Source organism: Dactylosporangium sp. NPDC050688, assembly GCF_040654515.1.
Classification (GTDB): Bacteria; Actinomycetota; Actinomycetes; order Mycobacteriales; family Micromonosporaceae; genus Dactylosporangium.
This window is the reverse complement of the sequence record NZ_JBFAIC010000074.1, coordinates 1-16165: the sequence shown is the minus strand read 5'-3', so window position 1 is coordinate 16165 and position 16165 is coordinate 1. Positions and strand designations below refer to the sequence as shown.

At 73.3% G+C, this 16165-nt stretch carries 14 protein-coding genes; 4 read left to right on the top strand and 10 right to left on the bottom strand.

Translation table 11 applies throughout. The features are described 5' to 3' along the window. Window positions 1-37: 37 nt before the first annotated feature. From AB0H83_RS43305 to AB0H83_RS43295, 3 genes are read right to left on the bottom strand one after another with little or no spacing between them, the layout of a single operon-like run. On the bottom strand, window positions 38-1318 hold the full coding sequence (locus AB0H83_RS43305; protein WP_360106777.1) for an Os1348 family NHLP clan protein: 1281 nt from the start codon (window positions 1316-1318) through the stop codon (window positions 38-40). 29 nt (window positions 1319-1347) lie between these two features. Continuing rightward, complete coding sequence (locus AB0H83_RS43300) at window positions 1348-1563, bottom strand: hypothetical protein (protein ID WP_033358663.1); 216 nt, start codon at window positions 1561-1563, stop codon at window positions 1348-1350. 11 nt (window positions 1564-1574) lie between these two features. Beyond that, a complete protein-coding gene (locus AB0H83_RS43295) occupies window positions 1575-4928 on the bottom strand; it encodes a cyclic nucleotide-binding protein (RefSeq protein ID WP_360106774.1) in 3354 nt (1117 codons plus the stop codon). Window positions 4929-5035: 107 nt separating this feature from the next. Between AB0H83_RS43295 and glpK the strand changes: the two genes are divergently transcribed. Beyond that, window positions 5036-6508 (top strand): glycerol kinase GlpK, encoded by a 1473-nt coding sequence (glpK, locus tag AB0H83_RS43290; RefSeq protein ID WP_360106771.1) that lies wholly within the window; start codon window positions 5036-5038, stop codon window positions 6506-6508. Window positions 6509-6590: 82 nt separating this feature from the next. On the opposite strand, the gene AB0H83_RS43285 is transcribed toward glpK, so the two are convergent. The 7 genes from AB0H83_RS43285 to AB0H83_RS43255 form a co-directional block, all read right to left on the bottom strand. After that, window positions 6591-8096, bottom strand: coding sequence for a trypsin-like peptidase domain-containing protein (locus AB0H83_RS43285; RefSeq protein ID WP_360106768.1), 1506 nt, complete (start codon window positions 8094-8096; stop codon window positions 6591-6593). Then, window positions 8093-9562 (bottom strand): HAMP domain-containing sensor histidine kinase, encoded by a 1470-nt coding sequence (locus AB0H83_RS43280; RefSeq protein WP_360106765.1) that lies wholly within the window; start codon window positions 9560-9562, stop codon window positions 8093-8095. Before AB0H83_RS43280 ends, AB0H83_RS43285 begins: the two co-directional genes overlap by 4 nt. A gap of 9 nt (window positions 9563-9571) precedes the next feature. Further along, window positions 9572-10312, bottom strand: coding sequence for a response regulator transcription factor (locus AB0H83_RS43275; protein WP_052386465.1), 741 nt, complete (start codon window positions 10310-10312; stop codon window positions 9572-9574). A gap of 84 nt (window positions 10313-10396) precedes the next feature. Beyond that, window positions 10397-11023: a PadR family transcriptional regulator gene (locus AB0H83_RS43270; RefSeq protein ID WP_360106762.1), complete on the bottom strand. Its 627-nt coding sequence runs from the start codon at window positions 11021-11023 to the stop codon at window positions 10397-10399. Next, entirely contained in the window at window positions 11020-11838 is an 819-nt protein-coding gene (locus AB0H83_RS43265; RefSeq protein WP_360106759.1) for a DUF4097 family beta strand repeat-containing protein, read from the bottom strand. The genes AB0H83_RS43270 and AB0H83_RS43265 overlap by 4 nt, the downstream gene beginning before the upstream one ends. Before the next feature lie 56 nt (window positions 11839-11894). Next, on the bottom strand, window positions 11895-12689 hold the full coding sequence (locus AB0H83_RS43260; RefSeq protein ID WP_360106756.1) for a lysophospholipid acyltransferase family protein: 795 nt from the start codon (window positions 12687-12689) through the stop codon (window positions 11895-11897). Window positions 12690-12692: 3 nt separating this feature from the next. Then, window positions 12693-13460, bottom strand: a complete 768-nt coding sequence (locus tag AB0H83_RS43255; protein ID WP_360106753.1) for a GNAT family N-acyltransferase — start codon at window positions 13458-13460, stop codon at window positions 12693-12695. 92 nt (window positions 13461-13552) lie between these two features. Between AB0H83_RS43255 and AB0H83_RS43250 the strand changes: the two genes are divergently transcribed. The 3 genes from AB0H83_RS43250 (at window position 13553) to AB0H83_RS43240 (ending at window position 16050) form a co-directional block, all read left to right on the top strand. Continuing rightward, window positions 13553-13972 carry a DUF3052 domain-containing protein gene (locus AB0H83_RS43250; RefSeq protein WP_360106750.1) on the top strand — a complete coding sequence of 140 codons (420 nt, stop codon included), beginning with the start codon at window positions 13553-13555 and terminating at the stop codon, window positions 13970-13972. 154 nt (window positions 13973-14126) lie between these two features. Continuing rightward, window positions 14127-15038: an ABC transporter ATP-binding protein gene (locus AB0H83_RS43245; protein ID WP_360106747.1), complete on the top strand. Its 912-nt coding sequence runs from the start codon at window positions 14127-14129 to the stop codon at window positions 15036-15038. Window positions 15039-15123: 85 nt separating this feature from the next. Then, window positions 15124-16050 carry an ABC transporter permease gene (locus AB0H83_RS43240; RefSeq protein WP_360106744.1) on the top strand — a complete coding sequence of 309 codons (927 nt, stop codon included), beginning with the start codon at window positions 15124-15126 and terminating at the stop codon, window positions 16048-16050. The last annotated feature ends 115 nt before the right edge of the window (window positions 16051-16165 follow it).

The following is a 16165-nucleotide window of genomic DNA, read 5'->3' as shown; positions in this document are numbered from 1 at the left end:
CGTGCCATGACCGATTTCCGGGGCGCTCAGGCCGCGGTCAGCGGGTGCGGCGGTCCAGCCAGCCGTCGCCGTTGAGGTCCTCGTACCGCTGATCCATCACCCCGTCGTGGTTCGTGTCGAGCTCGGAGGAGTTGATCAGGCCGTCACGGTCCGTGTCGTGCCCGATGAACTCGGCCCGGCCGTCACCGTCGGTGTCCACCACGATGTCGACGCCGCCGTCGGCCCGGTTCACGTACGTGTGCTGGTCCCACCGGCCGTCGCCGTCCCAGTCGACCCGGGTGTGGTACCCGTCGGTCGGCGCCTGCCCGGCACCGTTGGGCACGCCGTCGCGCAACGCGCCGGCGAGGCCGCCGGTGACGCCGTGGTGACCGCCCTCAGCGCCGGGCGGCGGCGGGACCGGGGCGCCCCCGCGGGCCGCCTGGAGACCGTCGAGGGCGCCACCGATGCCGTGCCGGCCGCTGCCCGCGCCGCCGCCGGCCGCCCCGGACCCGGCCTCGCCGATGCCGTCGCTGGAGCCGATGCCGGCGCTGCTGGAGCGGTACACGGTGCTCTGGCTGCTGGAGTGGACCTCCGTCACGTGGCCGGCGACACCGTGACCCGCGTGCGGGTCGGCCTCGGCGAGCCCGGAGCTGCCGCCTGCCTGCTGGTCGGGGGCCTCGGCGAGCCCCGCGCTGCCCTGAGGGCCGTACCCGGCGGAGGCGTACACCCGCGGCCCGTCCGATGCCTCGCTGAGCCCGGAGCCCGCCTGCTGGTCCGGAGCCTCGGCGAGCCCGGCGCCGCCGAACCCGCCGGCGGACGCGCCACCGGGCCCGGCGTGCGCCTCGACGCCACCGGCGGAGGCGTGCGCCTCGGCGCCACCGGCCGAGGCGTGCGCACCGTGCTGGACGGCGCTGTGGAGGTGCCCGGCGAGGCCGCCGTGCTGCTCGTCGGGGCCGGCGGCGTGCCGGCCGCCGGACTGCTCCAGCGCGCCCAGCCCCCGGGCCACGCTCTGCCCCGCGCCGCCGCCCTGGGAGCCGGCAGCGGCGTGCCCGCCCGTGCCGTGCCCGGCGCCGGCCAGGCCGCCCTGGCCGTGGCCGTGGACGACGTCGCCGATGCCCGATCCGATCGAGGAGAACAGGCCGAACATGCTGGCCTTGCTCGTGCGCTGCTCAACCCGGGACTGCCCGGTATCCCCGCCGCCGACCTGCGCCTGGAGCAACTCCAGCTCGTCGGCGCTGAGGTGGTACCCGGCGAGCGCGCCCGCCGGGTCGGCGGCCAGGCGGGCTTGGAAGCCGGGGTCGGTCAGCAGTCGCTCGAGTACGTCGTCGAAGTCGCTCATCGGAAACAGTCCCCCCAGGTTGGTGTCGATCAGTCGAGCTCGGGCATCGGCACGGGCTGTGGCCGGGGCCGGCAGGTGCCGCACTGCACCGCGTCCTCCACGACGAGGCCCTCGGCCCGCCCGCGGCTCTGCGAGCGGTGCACCTCCAGCAGGTACGGGCCGAACTTCGCGTGGTCCTCACACAGCCCACGCGCGCAGAACCGGCACGACCCCCGCGCCGCCTTGGCGCAGAACCAACAAAGCACGTTTTCTCCTACTAATTGATGATGTAGCAGCTGTCGACCTTGACGGACGCGGCGTTGACCGTCGCGGTCTTGCCGGTCGCGTCGGTGGCCGTCACCTTGACAGTCAGCGTCCCGCCGTTCGCCGAGCCGCTGCCGTAAGAGACCGGGCCGATAGAGCCAGACCACACGGTGCCATTGGTCTTCAGCGCGGAGGAGCCGCTGCCGAAGCCCGTCCACGAGACGGTGACGCCCTTGACCGGGCCGCTGTCGTCGGTCACGGTCACGGCGATGGTCGCCGTTCTCGCCGCGTCGGTGCAGATGTTGTTGTTGCTGAAGACCTGCGCGAGCGGGCCGGTGGATTGTCGGGTCACCGTGATCCGGGGTGGGTTGTTCGGCGGGGGCGGTGACGTGGTGGGCGGCGCGGTCGTCGTGGTGCCCCGCGTGGGCGTCGGGGTCCTGGTCCGCGTCGGGGTCGGCCCGGCGGTCGCCGACGGCGAGGCGCTGTCCGACGGGGACGGCGAGGCGGACGGGGACTCCGACGGCAGGTCCGAGGGCGACGGCGACATCGTCGGGGTGCCACCGGGCTTCGGCAGCGCGATGCCGTCGCCGCAGGTCAGGTCGGCCGACGGGTCGACCGTGACGGCCGAGCCGCCCTGGGTGACGATGCCCGAGCCGACCTCCGGCGCGGTGCTGCCGGCCGACAGGGCGTACCGGGCCCGGCCGTCGTTGCCGACGGGGTCGCCGGCGCCGGTGACGGTGAGCTTCAGCGGCTCGAACGCCGTGGTGGTGCTCGTCGTGTCGACCAGGGTGCGGCCGGAGCGCAGCGTGAACGCGCCGGTGGGCTGGATCGGCCGGCGGTCGACCGAGCTGACCAGCTCGCCGACATCCAGGCGGGCGCCGTCGCACAGGACCGTGACGCTGCCGCCGCGGAAGGTCATCGTGGCCGTCGAGCGGTTGCCGATGGTGACGGTGTCGCCCTGCTCGACGTACAGCTTGCCGTCGCGGCGCAGCGTGCGGTCCTGGCCGTCGATGGTGACGGTGGCCTGCCCCCGGGTCACGGTGACCAGGGCGCGGTCGGTCGGCATCTCGGCCCACACCGGCGCGGAGAACAGGTTGCTGCCGGTCAGGAACAGCGCGAAGAGCAGCAGCAGCACCAGCAGCCACCACAGTTTGCGTTCGAAGCGCTTGTCGACGGCGTCGTCGGACTTGCCGTACACGCCGGGCGGCGCCGCGAGCGGCGGGTACGCGGCCGGCGGGTGGGCGCCCGAGGACGGCGCGCGGCCGCCGGCGACCGCGCCGGACCGCGCGGGACCGCCGATGAGCAGCGGCAGGCCGGCGACGGCGGGTAGCACCCAGACCCGGGCGGCGGAGCGGGCGGTGGCGACCTGGCCGGGCGCGCCGTCGCCGTACGGGCCGATCATCGCGCCGCGGCCCAGCTGCACGCGCTCGGGCAGCGCCAGCGTGCCGGAGGCGACCACGATCGCGTCGGTGCCGCTGCTCAGGTGCACCGCCTGGCCCGGCATCAGCTGCGCCGGCTGGGCGCGGGTCATGAGCCCGAGCCGGTCCTCCGGGCCGAGCCCGGCCAGCGCCGGCGCCTCCGCCAGCAGCTCCTCCAGCTCGGCCCACTCCACCGGCGGCGGGCCGGGCAGCGGGCCGACGGCGGCGGCGACCGTCGAGGGCGGGATCGCGAGCAGGGTCGTGCCGGCGGTCAGCCAGCCGAGCGCGGCCGGCGCGCCGGTGAGCGCGTTGGCGAGGCCGACGACGCCGCCCTTGCCGACCCGCTCCCGCACGGTGCCGGTCGGGTCGCCGGGGCGGCGCGCCTCCAGGGCGCCGTCGACGACGACGTACACCGACGGCTGCGCGGCGCCGGCGAAGACCAGCTGCTCGCCCGTGCGCGGGTGCACCCAGCGGGCCTGCTCGGCGAGCTTGGCGAGGGCGGCCGGCGGCAGGTCGGCGAGGCTGGAGCCGCGCAGGGCGGCGAGGCGGCGCGGCTCGTCACGGGACAGCTTGCGCTCCCCGAGCCGGTCGCGCAGCCGGCGGCCGCGCCGGCGCAGCCACGAGAACAGCAGGTAGACCAGCGGGGCAAGCAGCCCGGCGACGATGACCGCCAGCAGCGCCCGGGCCAGCCAGCCGGCGTTCCACAGGCCGGTGACGACGCCCGCGACCCGGTCGGTGTAGATGCGGTAGATCAGGTTGACGGCGATGGCGAGCCAGACGACGGCGAGCATCCCGTACAGGGCGACGAGGCGGCCCTCCCGGTCCAGCTCGCCGAAGCGCGGCGGGCGCCGGCGCAGACGGGCGAGCACCCAGGCCAGGCCGCGGGCCCGCAGGTTGGGCACCTCCAGCCAGTCCATGAGCAGGTAGTAGCCGTCCAGCGCCATGAACGGGTTCAGGTTGAACAGCGCGTTGAGGTACCACGCGAACGCCAGCTTGAACGTCCACGGCTGCAGCTCCGGGTAGAACAGCCCGACGAGCTGGCAGGCGCCGGCGAGCACCAGGCCGGTGGCGGGGCCCGCCACGGTGGTGACGATCCGGGCGCGCCGGCCGGCCATCCACACGTCGGTGGTGTCCACGAAGACCGACGGGATCCCGAAGTACACCAGGAAACCGGCGACCGGAACCTTACGGCCGGCGTGTTTGGCGCCCAGCGCGTGGCCGAGCTCATGGCAGGCGAGCGCGACGACGTTGAGGCCGAGCAGCACCAGGGCGCCGGTGAAGTAGGAGTCCTGCGTCAGGAACACCGACTGGTCGGCGCGGAACCAGTTGAAGACGAACACGCCGAGCCCGGCCAGGGCCACCAGCCCCGCGAGCACGGCGACGACCCGGGTGAAGAACAGCCGCCCGCCGGCCTTGTACAGGAACGTGACGACGGGGTCGATGCGGGCGATGACGACCCGGCGGCCCTGCGCGGTGGCGAGCAGCGCCTTACCCAGCCGGATCGGCCACGGCCTCCGGTGCACGCGGTGCAGCCGGTGGAACGCGTCGACGGGCAGCTCGTCGAGCATGCGGTTGCCGGCGAGGTCGGCCACGACCCGGGTGACCTGGTCGGGCGCGAGCCGGCCGGAGATGCGGGCGAAGTCGGCGACGAGCCGGGCGACGGTGCGGCTGCCGTCCATCAGCTGCGCCAGGCTCCACTCGTCGGGCGTGAGCCGCAGATAGCAGGCCTCGCCGCGGTCGGGCGAGCGAACCATGACGTAGTCGATGCCCCGGGCGGAGGTCAGCGTGACGGCCTCGACCTCGGCGCGCAGCACCGGACGGGCCCGGGCGGGGTTGAGCCGGTCGGTGACGGCCTGCCACAGACCTTGGTCAGCGGGGCCCAGCGGGACTCCCGGGGCGCGCCCGGCGAGGGCCTCCCAGACACTGATGTGCGTCTCGATGACGGCCACGATCGCTCCTGATAGGGGCCACTGTTCCGGCAGGCAGCGTACGGCCCAGCCGCTACCGCGGAAAGGTTCCGTCCCGAACGTGACAGCTCTTCGGCGAAGATGGCACCGTGTACATCCTCGCCATCGACCAGGGCACGACCTCCTCCCGTGCGATCGTGTTCGACGCCGACGGCGCCATCGTGGCGCTTGACCAGCGCGAACACCACCAGAGTTTCCCCCGCCCCGGCTGGGTCGAGCACGACCCCGTCGAGATCTGGCACCAGGTCCAGGCCGTGTCGACCCGCGCGCTGGACCAGGCGGGCCTCTCCCGCGCCGACGTCGCCGCGATCGGCATCACCAATCAGCGCGAGACCACGATCCTGTGGGACGCCCAGACCGGCGAGCCGGTGCACCCGGCCATCGTCTGGCAGGACACCCGCACCGACACCCTCATCCGCTCCCTCGCCGGCGACGCCGGCCCCGACCGGTTCCGCGAACGCTGCGGGCTGCCGCTGGCGACCTACTTCGCCGCCCCGAAGGTCGTCTGGCTGCTGGACAACGTGCCGGGCCTGCGCGCCCGCGCCGAGGCCGGCGAGATCCACTTCGGCACCGTCGACACCTGGCTCATCGAGAAGCTCACCGGCCGGCACGTCACCGACGTCACCAACGCCAGCCGCACCATGCTCATGAACCTCGCCACCCTCGACTGGGACGACGAGCTGCTGTCCGCGTTCGGCATCCCCCGGGCCATGCTCCCCGAGATCGGGCCCTCTTCGCACGTGTACGGCGAAGCCACCACCATGCTGCACGGGGTACCGGTGGCCAGCGCCCTCGGCGACCAGCAGGCCGCGCTGTTCGGCCAGGCGTGCTTCGCCCCGGGCGAGGCGAAGTGCACCTACGGCACCGGCTCGTTCCTGCTGCTCAACACCGGGCACCAGCCGGTGCCGAGCACCCGCGGCCTGCTGACGACCGTCGGCTACCGCATCGGTGACGCGCCGCCGGTGTACGCGCTGGAGGGCTCCATCGCGATCACCGGCTCGCTCGTGCAGTGGCTGCGCGACAACCTGGGGCTGATCCGCTCAGCGCCGGAGATCAACGAGCTGGCCGCCACCGTCACCGACAACGGCGGCTGTTACATCGTGCCGGCCTTCTCCGGCCTGTTCGCCCCGCACTGGCGCCCCGACGCGCGCGGCGTCGTGACCGGGCTCACCGGGTACGTCACCAAGGGCCACATCGCCAGGGCCGCCCTGGAGGCCACCGCCTGGCAGGTCAAGGACGTCGTGGACGCCATGATGGCCGAGTCCGCCGTCCCGCTGGAGACCCTGAAGGTCGACGGCGGGATGACGGCGAGTGACCTGCTCATGGCGTTTCAGGCCGATGTACTGGACGTGCCGGTGGTCCGTCCGACCGTGGCGGAGACGACGGCGCTGGGCGCGGCGTACGCGGCCGGGCTCGCCGTCGGCTTCTGGCCGGACACCGAGACGCTGCGGGAGAAGTGGCGCGCCGACCGGCAGTGGTCGCCGTCCATGTCGGCGGAGGCCCGCGACCGCGGGCACGCCTTGTGGCTGAAGGCGGTCGAGCGGTCCTTCGGCTGGGCCTGAACGCCAGAGATCCGGTGGGCGCCCCGCCAGGCGCACCACCGGATCTCTGTTTTCTGGAGGGGAAACCAGTCTCTTCCGGCGGTCAGCTCAGCAGGCGCTGGGCGACGGTCTTGGCGGTGTTGCTGCTGATGGCGAACCCGACGCCGATGTTACCGGCGGTCTGGCCCGAGGTGGCGATGGCGGTGTTGATGCCGACCAGCTGACCGGCGGTGTTGACCAGGGCGCCGCCGGAGTTGCCGGGGTTGATCGCGGCGTCGGTCTGGATCGCGCCGGTGATCTTCGCGGCGGCGGACTGGCCGTCCTCGCCCTCGTCGATCGTGCGGTCGACGGCGCTGACGATGCCGGCGGTGACCGACCCGTCGAGGCCGAGCGGGCTGCCGACGGCGAGCACCGTGTCGCCGACCTTGACCGTGGAGCTGTCGCCGAAGACGAGCGGCGTGTACGTGCCACCGCCCACGATCTTGATCACCGCGAGGTCGCTGGACGGCTCGGTGCCGACGATCTTCGCCTGGACGCGCTGCCCGGTGGAGAACGTGACCTGCACCGAGGTGCCGCGGGCCGTCGCGACCACGTGGTTGTTGGTGAGGATCGCCCCGTCGTCGGTGATGACGACCCCGGAGCCGACGGCGTTGCCGGTGCTGATCGACACGACGCTGGGCAGGACCTGCGCGGCCACGTCGGACAGGGTGGTGCTGGCTCCGGGCCCGGCCGAGTTCGTCGCGCCGACCACCGTGTCGGACGAGCCGGGCCGCAGCTCGAGCGCCGCGAGGCCGCCGCCGAACGCCGACACCGCCGACAGCCCGACCGCCGCGACGATGCCCGCCACGGCGAGCCCGAGCCGGTTGCGCCGGCGGGCCTCGGGCGCCACGAACACCGGACCGGGCTGCGGCTGCTGCGCCCACTGTGCCGGCCGCTGCATGTGCGGTACGTGCGGCGGCGGCTGCGCGGTCGGCAGGTGCGGCTGATACTGCCCGGCGGCGCCCCACGCCTGCGGGGTGCCGTGGGCGGAGGCGTACGGGCCCGGGGACGCCGGGTGCGGACCGGCCGGCGCGGCGTGGGGGGCTGCCTGCGCGGCGGTGGAGGCACCGGCGGCCTGCGCAGCGGCGGGCTGCGATGCGGGCCAGGTCTGGATGGGGCCGCGGGCGGGGTGGCCGGCGGGCGGCGCGGCGGGCCCGGGCGGCGCGGCGGGCCCGGTCGGCGCGACGGGCCCGGCTCCGGTGTTCGGGGAGGCCGGGGTCATCGGGTAAGTCGCGTTGGTCGGCCACGCGTGCGGCGCCTCGGCCCACACGGGCCGGACCGGCGCGGCTGCCGGCGGCATGCCCGGCGGCGTCACCGGCGTCGCGGTGGTGCCCGGCGTGGTGCCCGGCGTGGTGCCCGGCGTGGTGGTGGCCGGCGGAGTCGCGGCGTCGGCGTGCGAGAGGGCCGGTGTGGTGTCAGCCGGCGTCGTGGCCGGCGCGGCCGGGTCGGCGGCCTGCGAGATGGCCGGCGTGGTGGGGTCCGCCGGTGGGGCGGCCGGCTGTCCGGCCGGGCTCGCCGCCCGACCCTGCTGGTCGGCCGGGTCCGGCGCCCATCCCTGCTGTTCGCTCATGACTTGAGCTTGGCGACGGCACCTTGCAAACCACTGGCCACGGCCTGGGAACCGCCTGTGAGCGGAAGTCGCACCTGGAAGGTGGCGCCACCGCCGGGGGTGGTGAAGACGGACACGGTGCCGTTATGCACGGCGACCAGGGCGGCGACGATCGCCAGGCCCAGGCCGCTGCCGCTGTGCGAGCCGCCGGCCTGGCGGCGGGTGCGGGCCTTGTCGACGCGGTAGAAGCGTTCGAAGACGCGGGCGGCCTGCTCGTCGGTGAGGCCGGGGCCGTGGTCGGCGACCTCGATGAGGGCGTCGGTGCCGTCGCGGCGCAGGCGCAGGGAGACGGGGGTGCCGGCGGGTGTGTGGGTGAGCGCGTTGGTCATGAGGTTGCCGACGACCTGGCGCAGGCGGGACTCGTCGCCGTGGACCTCGATCGGCTCGTCGCGCTCGATCTCCAGCTCCACCGTGCGGTCGGGCGCGACGGCCCGGGCGGCGGCGACGGCGTCGCTGGCGATGACGCGCAGGTCCATGTCGGCCAGTGCCAGGGGGCGTTCCTGGTCGAGGCGGGCGAGCATGAGGAGGTCCTCGACGAGCAGGCCCATGCGGGCGGCCTCGTCCTCGATGCGCCGCAGCAGCGCCTCGGTCTCGCCGGGCTGGCGGGCGGCGCCCTGGCGGTACAGCTCGGCGAACCCCCGGATCGTGGTCAGCGGGGTGCGCAGTTCGTGGGAGGCGTCGGCGATGAACTGGCGCATGCGGTCCTCGGACGCCTCGCGCAGCCGGAACGCGCCCTCGATCTGGGCGAGCATGGCATTCAGCGCGGCGGCGAGGTGCCCCATCTCCGTCTCCGGCGGGCTCTCGGGCACGCGCCTGGTGAGGTCGCCGGCGGCGATCGCGGCGGCAGTGCGCTCGATCTCGCGCAGCGGCTGCAGGCTGGCCCGGACGATGGCGACGCCGACCGCGGCGAGCACGACGAGGACGCCGGCGCCGACGAACAGTTCCGCGGCGACGAGCTCGTCGACGGCGCTGTCGACCATCGACAGGCTCTCCGCGACGAGCAGCAGGGTCGCGTCGCGCTTGATGATGAGGATCCGCCAGCGCTCGTGCGTCTTCGCGGTCGTCGCCGTGTACGGCGTGCCGAGCCGCGACGTGAGCACCTCGACGTTGTCGGGGATGGGCGGCGCGTCCTCGGGCTTGCGGGTGCCGACGACGCCCTGCTCGTAGGTGCCGGGACGCAGCTGCGTGACCCAGGCGATGTAGTAGTTGCTCTGCAGCAGCGAGTCGGTGTTGGAGGTGGTGGCCAGCCGGCTGAGGTCGACGGTCTCGGCCATGGTGCGCAGCTGCTGGTCGACCTTGTCGAACATGCTGCTCTTCATGACCAGTGCGCTGGCGACACCGATCACCAGCAGCGCCATGGTGACGAGGGTGAGGACGGCCGCGATCAGCTTGACCCGCAGCGGCACGTCGGCGATGAACCGCACCATCGGTGTGCCTCAGACGGGCAGGCGCAGGACGTAACCCACGCCACGCAGGGTGTGGATCAGGCGCGGCTCGGTGATGTCCACCTTGCGCCGCAGGTAGGAGATGTACGACTCGACGATGCTGTCGTCGCCGCGGAAGTCGTAGTTCCACACGAAGTCGAGGATCTGGGCCTTGGACAGCACGCGGCCGGCGTTGAGCATCAGGTACCGCAGGAGCTTGAACTCGGTCGGCGACAGGGCGATCGTCTGCCCGGCCCGGGACACCTCGTGGGTCTCCTCGTCGAGCTCCAGGTCCTGGAAGACCAGCCGGTTGGGGCCCGGGTCGCCGGCGGTGCGGCGCAGCACGGCGCGGATCCGCGCGGTGAGCTCCTCCAGGCTGAAGGGCTTGGTCACGTAGTCGTCGCCGCCGAGGGTGAGCCCGCGGACCTTGTCCTCGGTGCCGTCCCGGGCGGTGAGGAACACGACAGGAAGCCGGACGCCACCCTCGCGGAGCCGCCGGATGACCTCGAAACCGTCGAGGTCGGGCAGCATCACGTCGAGGACGACCAGGTCGGGCTTGCTGTCGCGGGCCGCGGTGACCGCCTCGGCACCGGTGGTCACCGCGTCTACCGCAAAACCGGCGAAACGCAGGCTGGCCGAGAGCAACTCGCGGATGTTCGGATCGTCCTCGACCACGAGCAGTCTCGCCTCAGCCTGCGCAACGCCTGGCGACGGGGCACCCCCGGATTGTGCGACGCCGCCTCGTACCCCCATGCGCATATCTTTCCGCCTCCTGCTGGAGTGGGGCTGATGGTTGCCTGGGAAGTTCCTGAGCAACGCAGCCCTGACCCCCCAAAGCTAGCGCAGGAGGCGCCGCACCTGGTCGATCGCGCCGTCGAGGACGACCAGGGTGGCGCGCATCGTCTCCTGGCTGGCGCGGCCGGCGCGGGCCAGCCGGCGCACCTCGGCGAGCAGCTGGGCGGCCTTCTCCTCGAGCTCGGCGACCGCGTCGCCGGGCGGCGGCGCGGGCCGGGCCGTGCTCGCGGCGCCGGGCCGCGGCGGGTAGCCCCAGCCCCAGCCCGGCGCGCTGCGCGCCTGCCTGCCGGCCTCCTTCAGCTCCTTCTTCAGGTCGCGCACCGAGCCGTGCACGCCCTGCTCGACCTCGTCGGCGAGGGTGGACAGGTCGGCGAGGGAGGCGTTGATGTCGGTCTCGAGTGCCTCCAGCTCGGCGGCGCGCTGCTGGATCTCGGCGCGGCCGGCGTCGGTGATGTCGTAGACCTTCCGGCCGCCGGAGGCGGTGTGCGAGACCAGCCCGTCGGCCTCCATCCGCTGCAGGCGCGGGTAGATGGTGCCGGCCGAGGGGGCGTAGAGGCCGTGGAAGCGGTTCTCCAGCAGGCGGATCAGCTCGTAGCCGTGGCGGGGTCCCTCGGCGAGCAGCTTCAGCAGGTACAACCGCAGCCGCCCGTGACTGAAGACGGCACTCATGCTGTTTCCTCTGCATCAAGGTCGACCGGGCGGCGCAACAGTGTGATCGTGCCAGATGTCGCGTTGGCGGCCACGCGGCCGGTGCCGGCGCCGAGCTGCCCGACGACGGTGCTGCGGCCGACCCGGTCCAGGCCCGGGAACGCGCTGATCACCCGGCCGGAGGTGGCGTTGAGGTGCACGCGCAGGTCGCTGTCCTCGCGCAGCCGGGCGGTGATCTCGCCGGAGACGGTGTCCAGCCGCACATCGGTGTCGGCCGGCGGGTTGTCCAGGTCGCAGGTGATCGAGCCGGAGATCGCGCGGGCGTGCACCTTGCGGGCGGTCGAGTCGGCGACCACGATCTCGCCGGAGACGGTCTCGAGCTCGACCTCACCCTCGAGCGTGAGCGCCTCGACGGAGCCGGAGATCACCTTCGCCGTGACGCGGCCGTCGAGGCCGAGCAGGGTCACCCGGGCGCTGGTCGCGTCGACGTGGACGCCGGCGCGCAGCGAGGACACGACGACGGAGCCGGAGACGACGTTGAGGGTGGCCGGCGTCCGGACCGGGACCATGACGGAGACGTCGACCTTGAACTGCTTGTGGAAGAGCCACCAGAGCAGCCCCGGCCACTTCGGCACGGCGCCGTGCACGATGCGCAGCGTGCCGTCGTCGTCGTGGGTGACCGTGACCGGCCGCTCGCCGATCGCGGAGACCTCGACGCGGGCCGGCCCGTCGGCGCCGACGACGTTGATCCGCCCGCCGACCAGCCGCACCGAGAGGTCCTTGACCTCCCCTTTCAGCTCGAGCCGCGTGGGCTCGGCAACGTTCCACGTCGTCATGCCACCGACGGTAGCAGACAAACGCGATACATCGCGACTGTCGTCGCGCGGTGCGGTCAGCCGGTGACCGCCGAGGTCGCGGCCCGGGCCAGGACGCGGCGGGAGGACGACGGCTGCGGGTACAGGGTGGCGTGCGCCTTGAGCTCGATCGACAGCCCGCGGGCGGCCACCACCCGGCGCAGCGAGGTGAGCAGCGTCTCGTCACCGATGAACGCGGCGACCGTCGACGGCGTCCCGCCCTGGGCGAACGTCAGCCGGACCGGCACGACCGGCGCGCCCGCGTCGACCGCCGCCTGGAACATGGCCGGCCGGAACGTGCCGCCCATCCGGCCGCACCAGGTGGTGCCCTCCGGGAACACCGCGACCACGCCACCGGCGGCGAGCTCGGCGCCGATCCGGCCGACGGTCGCCGGCAGCGTCTTGGGCCGGGACCGGTCGACGAAGACCGTGCCGAGGGTCGCGGCGAGCCGGCCGATGAGCGGCCAGCCGCGCACCTCGCGCTTGGCGAGCAGCCGGGCCGGCGCGTGCGCCAGGATCACGAGCACGTCGAGCCACGAGACGTGGTTGGCGACCAGCAGCGCGCCGTGCTGCGGGATCCGGCCGGCCGCCCGGTGCGACACGCCGAGGCCGGCGAGCACCGCGCGGGCCAGCCGGCGCTGCGCGGCGATCAGACCGCGCTGCGGCAGCAGCGCCAGCAGCGGCACGGCGAGCCCCGCGAGCAGCAGCACCGCCCCGGTCACCACGACCCGCTTGAGCATCGTCAGCGCCGGCACGTGCCCGTCGGAGCAGGCCGGCAGGCAGCTCACGTCGCAGGTGGAGCGGGGCAGCCAGAGGGAGTCGACGACCGTCACGGCTCACCCCTGGCCGAGGAAGTGCCGCAGGTACCGCGGGTTGACCCGGTCCAGCGACAGCAGCACGTAGAAGTCGGCACAGTCGAAGTCCGGGTCGTGCGCGGGTTCGCCGCCGATCCAGGCGCCGAGCCGCAGGTACCCCTTGAGCAGCGGCGGCACGTCGACCTTCGCCGGCACGGCCGCGGCCAGCTCCAGCGGGTTGTGCGGGCGGACCCGCCAGGCGGGCGGCACGAGGTGCTTGCGCCGGGCCAGGTCCCACACCCCGGCGGCGGTGGCGCCGCCGTCGGCGAGCGGCACCGACGCGCAGCCGCCGAGCCAGCGGTGCCCGTGCAGGTGCATGTACCGGGCGATCCCGGCCCACATCAGGTTGATCACGGCGCCGCTGCGGTGGTCGGGGTGCACACATGAGCGGCCGGTCTCGACCAGTCCCCCGCGCAGCTGGTGCAGCCCGGTGAGGTCGAACTCGGTGTCGGCGTAGAGCCCGCCGGCGGCGGTCGCGCGGCCGGGCGGCAGCATCCGGTACGTCCCGACGACCGCGCTGGTGCGCTCCTCGCGGATGATGAGGTGGTCGCAGTGCTCGTCGAAGGCGTCGACGTCCAGGCCGGGCGGGCCGGTGCGCAGGCGCGCGCCCAGCTCGCCGGCGAAGACGTCGTGGCGCAGCCGCTGCGCGGCCCGGACCTGGTCACCGTCCGTGGCCACCAGCAGGGTGTAGCGATCGGTTTCGTCGACCCCGACCGGGTCGGCGGCGGCGGCGGCGGCGAGAATCGTCATGCTTTCGGTGTAAGGCTCGACCCCTGCGGCTGGCTGACGATGACTGGTTACCCGCATGGCGGGCGGGTGAACGATGACTACCGTGGTCAGGCATGGCGGGATATTCAGGGACTCCACTGCCCAAGAAGCTCGGCGTCAACGCCGGGCACCGGGTGCTGCTCGACGGTGCCCCGGCCGGGTTCGAGCTGCGCGAACTGCCCTCCGACGTGGTGCTGCACCGGCGCAGCGCGCCCGGCCTCTACGACGTGATCGTCTGCTTCTGTCCCGACCTGGCGCGGTTACGGCAGCGCTGGCCGGTGCTGCACCGTTCGACGCCGCCCGGCGGCGCGCTGTGGATCGCCTGGCCGAAGCGGTCCTCGGGCTTCGCCAGGGACCTCGACGAGAACGGGGTGCGGGAGTTCGCCCTGGCGCACGGCCGGGTCGACGTCAAGGTCTGCGCGATCGACGACGTCTGGTCGGGCCTGAAGCACGTGATCCGGGTCGGTGACCGCCCGCGCCACACCCCGGCGTGACCCCGCCGCCGCGGGCCGACCCACGTTTCGTGCATACCCGGACACGGTGCGCTGTGCAGGAGTTTCCTCGCCTTGATCCCGGGCGGGGCGGGGCGCCGCACGTTGCCGGCACGTGCCATATTGACGGCTTCACTCTCTTGGAGGGAGCGGCACGTTGTCCAACGGACAGATCGTGGTCTCCGACCTGACGAAGCGCTACAAGAATGTCACGGCCGTGGACCACCTGTCGTTCGTGGTCGAGCCGGGTCGGGTCACCGGCTTCCTCGGCCCGAACGGCGCCGGCAAGACCACGACGCTGCGCATGATCCTCAACCTGGTGACCCCGACCTCCGGCTCGGCGACCATCAGCGGCATGCGGTATTCAGACGCGCCGGAGCCGCTGCAGCTGGCCGGCGCGATCCTGGAGGCGTCCGCCGCCCACAAGGGCCGCACCGCCCGCAACCACCTGCGCATCGTCGCCGCGGCGGCGGGCATCCCCGACGCCCAGGTCGACAAGATGCTGGAGCTGGTCGGGCTGACGCCGGCCGCGAAGCGCAAGTTCCGCGGTTACTCGCTGGGCATGAAGCAGCGGCTCGGCATCGCGCAGGCGATGCTCGGCAACCCGCAGGTGCTGATCCTCGACGAGCCCGCCAACGGCCTGGACCCCGAGGGCATCCGCTGGATGCGCGGGCTGCTGAAGGGCCTGGCCCAGGAGGGCCGCACGGTGCTGGTCTCCAGCCACCTGCTGTCGGAGATGGAGGTGCTCGCCGACGACGTGGTCATCATCGCCGCCGGCCGCCTCGTCACTCAGGGGCCGGTCGAGCAGATCGTCGGCGGCGACTCCAGCGCGCCGCGCACGCGGGTGCGGACGCCCAACCTGACGGAGCTGGTCACCGCGGTGCGCACGGCCGGCGCGACGATCCAGCCCAACGGCAACGACAGCCACCTGATCACCGGCCTGGACGCGCCGGCGGTCGGCCGGCTGGCCCTGCAGGGCGGGATCGAGCTGCACGAGCTGGTCAACGAACGGCCCGACCTGGAGCACGTGTTCCTCGAGCTGACCCAGGGAAAGGCGGCGATCCGATGAACAGCCCGCAGCGGAGCGAGGAGCTGGTCACCATCAGCACAGGTTGCAGGTCAGGCCGACGCCGGAGCGCAGCGGAGGTGGCGGCATGATCCGGCTCATCCGCAGTGAGCTGCTGAAGCTGCGCACCACGAACATGTGGTGGATCTTCCTGCTGACTTCGCTGGTCTTCACCGGCCTCGCGCTCTGGATCAACATCGAGCAGACCGACTCGGAGCTGACCAACAACTTCACCGCATATCCCCAGGGCGACCCGCCACCCGGCCTGACCGAGGAGCAGCGGGCCGAGTTCGAGGCGAGCCAGCGGCAGTACCAGCTGGACGAGGAGGAGCGGGTCGCCAAGGCGCGCGCCGCGGGCCAGCTCGCCAAGTACGCCGCGAACATCTACACCTCGGGGCAGTTCTTCGGGCTGCTGCTGGTGATGCTCCTGGCGATCCTGGTGATCACCAACGAGTTCTACCACCAGACCGCGACCGCGACGTTCCTCGCGACCCCGAAGCGGACCAGGGTCATCACCGCGAAGCTGATCACGGCGTCGCTGGCGGGCGTGCTCTTCTGGCTGATCACCACGGCGATCTCGATCGTCGGCGGGGTGCTGTACTTCGGTGCCGAGAGCCTCACCAACAGCCTCGGGCACTGGACGGCACAACAGGCGGTCCTGCTCAACCTGCTGGTCTACGTCCTGTGGGCGGTCTTCGGCATCGGCGTGGGCGTGCTGATCCGCAGCCAGATCGGCGCGACGATCACCGCCGCCGTCCTGTACACCGTCGGCACCTGGGCCGCGGTCATCTTCCTCACCCTGATCCACGAGCTGGTGATCAAGAAGGACTGGGTGCTGGAGAGCGCGGTCTACATCCCGCCCCTGGCGTCCTCGCACGTCGTGGGCGGTCTGGCCACCCAGCTCGGTGACACCGACCTGCCGCCGCGATGGGCCGGCGCGCTGGTGCTGATCATCTGGGCGGTCGGGCTCGGCACCATCGGCACCTTGATCACCCGGAAGCGGGACATCGCGTAACGCTCTGGCAGATCTCCGACAGTTGTGGCCGCCAAATGGCGGCCGCGGGTGGAGCGGGTGCTGTTCGCGCTGGTCGCCAACCGGGCTCTGGACGCCTCAAGCAAGCTGGCCGCCG